This is a genomic window from Glycomyces salinus (assembly GCF_016428645.1).
Lineage (GTDB): Bacteria > Actinomycetota > Actinomycetes > Mycobacteriales > Micromonosporaceae > Glycomyces > Glycomyces salinus.
This window is the reverse complement of sequence record NZ_JAELXW010000133.1, coordinates 1-3493: the sequence shown is the minus strand read 5'-3', so window position 1 is coordinate 3493 and position 3493 is coordinate 1. Positions and strand designations below refer to the sequence as shown.

The 3493-nt window shown below is 72.4% G+C and carries 4 protein-coding genes and 1 pseudogene; 3 read left to right on the top strand and 2 right to left on the bottom strand.

The genetic code is table 11. The features are described from left to right. Positions 1–453 precede the first annotated feature (453 nt). From mshB to JFB92_RS23265, 3 genes are read left to right on the top strand one after another with little or no spacing between them, the layout of a single operon-like run. On the top strand, positions 454–1335 hold the full coding sequence (gene mshB, locus JFB92_RS23275) for an N-acetyl-1-D-myo-inositol-2-amino-2-deoxy-alpha-D-glucopyranoside deacetylase (protein WP_199044125.1): 882 nt from the start codon (positions 454–456) through the stop codon (positions 1333–1335). Between the two features lie 49 nt (positions 1336–1384). Beyond that, positions 1385–2095: an MgtC/SapB family protein gene (locus JFB92_RS23270; protein ID WP_199044124.1), complete on the top strand. Its 711-nt coding sequence runs from the start codon at positions 1385–1387 to the stop codon at positions 2093–2095. Then, entirely contained in the window at positions 2092–2874 is a 783-nt protein-coding gene (locus JFB92_RS23265) for a hypothetical protein (protein ID WP_199044123.1), read from the top strand. The genes JFB92_RS23270 and JFB92_RS23265 overlap by 4 nt, the downstream gene beginning before the upstream one ends. On the opposite strand, the gene JFB92_RS23260 is transcribed toward JFB92_RS23265, so the two are convergent. Both JFB92_RS23260 and JFB92_RS23255 read right to left on the bottom strand, forming a co-directional pair. Next, a complete protein-coding gene (locus tag JFB92_RS23260) occupies positions 2857–3219 on the bottom strand; it encodes a hypothetical protein (RefSeq protein ID WP_199044122.1) in 363 nt (120 codons plus the stop codon). The genes JFB92_RS23265 and JFB92_RS23260 overlap by 18 nt on opposite strands. A gap of 27 nt (positions 3220–3246) precedes the next feature. Then, a pseudogene (locus JFB92_RS23255) lies at positions 3247–3493 on the bottom strand (hypothetical protein); the annotation flags it as partial.

Sequence of the window (3493 nt, the reverse complement as noted above, 5' to 3'; positions counted from 1 at the left end):
TCCCCTCGACCATGTTGGAAACCGGGGGCCGATGTGGCATCCGTGCCCCGTTTCGTCCCTGCTTCCGGGTTGTCTGCTGGCACGGATTCCAGAGCAACCTGCTGAGGAAGCACAGGCTGGTGGGTCTGCTGTCCTGTATCCAACGTAGCCATCGAGGTCACCTCCTGCAGTGATGGCTCGGTCTGGTCGCTCCGGCCCATCCCAATTTCGAGACAGGCCCCGGCCGAAGTGCCGGGAAGCGAGCGACCAGCGCCCCTTCGCGCGAGAACTCCGGATAGGCGGGCTTGGCTGCTCGCTCAGCGCAGGATAACGCCATCGACTGGGGCCCAATGCATGGGGTTCATCACAATAGCGAGCAAAACTCGGGATTCTTCTGTAGCGTTCGTGGGTTCAATGGTTCTGGTGGGGCTGGAGTCGACGGCTGGGGTCTTCGGTCGCGGTTAGGCTTGGCGCATGACCGAACGCGGCATCATGTTCGTGCACGCCCACCCCGACGACGAGACCGTCTCCACCGGGGCGACCCTCGCCCACTACGCCGCCCGCGACGACGCGCACGTCACCGTCGTCACCTGCACCCTCGGCGAGGAGGGCGAGGTGCGGGTGCCCGAGTTCGCGCAGCTGGCCGCGGGCCAAGCCGACCAGCTCGGCGGCTTCCGCTACTGGGAGTACCGGCACGCCACCGCCGCCCTCGGCGTGGAGGACACGCACTTCCTCGGCGGCGCCGGCCGCTGGCGCGACTCGGGGATGATGGGCCTGCCCTCCAACGACCACCCGCGCTCGTTCTGGCGGGCCGACCTCGACGAGGCGGCCGGCCTCCTGGTCGAACTCGTCCGCGACCGCAGGCCCGAAGTCCTGGTCACCTACGATCCCGACGGCTTCTACGGCCACCCCGACCACATCCAGGCCCACCGCGTCGCCATGCGCGCGGTCGACCTGGCCGGCCGCGCCGACTGGCGGCCCGAGCTCGGGACGCCGCACGAATGCCGCAAGGTCTACTGGACGACCATGCCCAAGAGCGCCCTCGAAGAGCACTTCGACACCTTCAAGAGCGCCACCGACAACCCGTTCGAGGGCGTCGAGTCGCCCGACGAGCTGCCCTTCGGCGTCCCCGACGACGAGGTCGACGCCTGCGTGTCGGGCGACCGGGCCGCCGCCGAGCGCAAGATGGCCGCGATGCGCGCCTACCCCACGCAGATCGCGCCGGGCGACTGGCTGACCGTCCTGGGCGAGAAGCTGGGCGCCGAGGCGGTCGGCGCCGAGCACTACCGGCTCGTCCGCGGTGAGCCCGGCACCGGGAGCGGCCCCCGCGGCTGGGAGCCCGACCTCCTGGCATAGACCCCGAACGGGATTGAGCCCGCCGCCGGACGGGTACCCGTGCGCGAGCATGGATTTCTGGAGCCAGCTCGGACTGGTCGCCTTGGCCGTGGCCCTGGGGGTCCTGGTCGGCGCGGAGCGCGAGTATCAGGGGAAGGCCGCGGGCATGCGCACCCACGGCCTCATCGCCATGGGCGCGGCGCTGTTCGTCGTCGCCGGCCGCTGGGGCTTCGACCTGGACGTCGGCACCCCGGGCGTCGATCCGGCCAGGATCGCGGCGCAGGTGGTGGCTGGCATCGGCTTCCTCGGCGCGGGCGTGATCTTCATCCAGCGCAACCTGGTGTTCGGCATGACCACGGCCGCCTCGATCTGGATGACCACCGCGCTGGCCATGGCCAGCGCCGCCGGGCTGCCGTGGCTGGCGGTCGCCGCCGCCGGGCTCCACCTGGCCGTCGTCACCGGGCTCAATCCGGTCGAGCGCCTCATCGCCCGCCACGCCCGCCACTCCGGTCGGCTCCGGCTGCGGTACACCTCGGCCGCCGGGGTGCTGAGCGAGTCCCTGGCGACCTGCACGGAGAAGGGCTTCAGCGTCGCCGAGGTCAGCTCCGAACTCGACAGCGAGACCGGCGAGCGCATAACGATCCTCACCTTGGACGGTCGCGGATCGGTCGCCGAGCTGACGAAGCTGCTGAGCGACAAGGAAGGGATCGTCAGCGTCCGTTACGAGGACCTGTGGGAGGCTGGTCGGTCGAATCCAGGGGAAGGGGCCGACCGGCGATGACGCTCACGCGGATCACGGCCGCCACCGCGGCGGGAAGCTCGGCGGCCAACGAGGACCACCTGCTGGCCTCGGGCTCGTGGGCGCTGGTGCTGGACGGGGTGACCCGCTATCCGGACGACGGATGCGTCCACGACGTGCCCTGGTATGTGGCGAACCTCGGGGCCGCGCTGGCGGCCGAGCTGGCCACGGACAACGATATCCGCGAGGTGTTGCGGGCGGGCATCGCGGCCGTGACCGACCGGCACCGCCGCACCTGCGACGTCGGCAACCCGGTCACGCCCGCCGCGACGGCGGCGATCGCCCGCTTCGGCGGCGACCGCTTCGAATGGCTGGTCCTCGGCGACAGCGCCGTGGTACTGCACCGGCGCGGCCGGGAACCGCGCGCCGAATCCGACGACCGGCTGGCCCGGCTGACCGACCCGCCGCCAGTCGAACCGGTCGGCGGCCTGCGCCGCTACCCGGTCGACTACCTGGCGCGGGTCCGCAACCGCCCCGGCGGGTTCTGGGTCGCCGCGGCCGATCCCGACGCCGCCGACGCGGCGCGGTTCGGGAGCGAGCCGATCGCCGGACTGGAGTCGGCGGCCCTGGTCACCGACGGCATCACCCGCCTCGTGGAGCGCTACGGCCTCACCTGGACCGAACTGCTGGGCCTGGCCGCCTCCGGCGGGGCCGAGCGCCTGATCGCCGAGGTCCGGGCCGCCGAGCGGGCCGACCGCAGGTTCGGCCCCGGCGCCAAGCGCCACGACGACGCCACGGCCGTCCTACTCGGCCTCGGGTAGGTCCGGGCCGGGTACGGAGTCCGAGGGATAGAAGCCGTTGAACATCGAGCTGATCTCGGCGTCGTTGTCCGCCTCCGAAGTCGCGGTGTCGGCCAGCGCCGCCGCCAGGCCGTGCAGGGTCCCCCGCAGGTACTGGAGGTTGCGCCAGGTGACCGCCCGGAAGCCCAGGTACTGGTCCGCGGCGTTCCCGGTCGCGCCCGGAGCCGACCCGAAGGCCGGGGCCCGGCTGAGGGTCCCCTCGGAGAGCACCGGGACCACCTCGGTCTCGAGTCGGTCGAGCAGGTCCAGGAGGAACTGCCGGTACTCCTCGGCGGCGGCGGGGTCGAATGCTCGCTCGTCGGTCATGCTCGGTCCTCTCGGGTGGTCGTGCCGCTATGCGTACGGGTCTTCCTTGGGATTGACGTAGCCCCACACGTTCCCGGTCTCCCGGTTGGTCAGGTCGGTCCGCTCGTCCTCGGGCTCGGTCCGCTTGCCGCCGCTCCCGGGCGATCCGCCGCGGCCGCCGGGGACGGACCCGTGGACCGCGCTGGTCCGGGAGCCGCTCCCCGTGCCGCCGGTCGGCGAGGCGCCGGCCGGGACGCCGGCGGCTGCGCCCGGGCCCACCGGCTGCCCGGGGCCA

Bases quoted from the DNA above. Each gene is read 5' to 3' on its own strand.
- mshB (WP_199044125.1), top strand. From the start codon at position 454: ATGACCGAACGCGGCATCATGTTCGTGCACGCCCACCCCGACGACGAG.
- JFB92_RS23270 (WP_199044124.1), top strand. From the start codon at position 1,385: ATGGATTTCTGGAGCCAGCTCGGACTGGTCGCCTTGGCCGTGGCCCTG.
- JFB92_RS23265 (WP_199044123.1), top strand. From the start codon at position 2,092: ATGACGCTCACGCGGATCACGGCCGCCACCGCGGCGGGAAGCTCGGCG.
- JFB92_RS23260 (WP_199044122.1), bottom strand. From the start codon at position 3,219: ATGACCGACGAGCGAGCATTCGACCCCGCCGCCGCCGAGGAGTACCGG.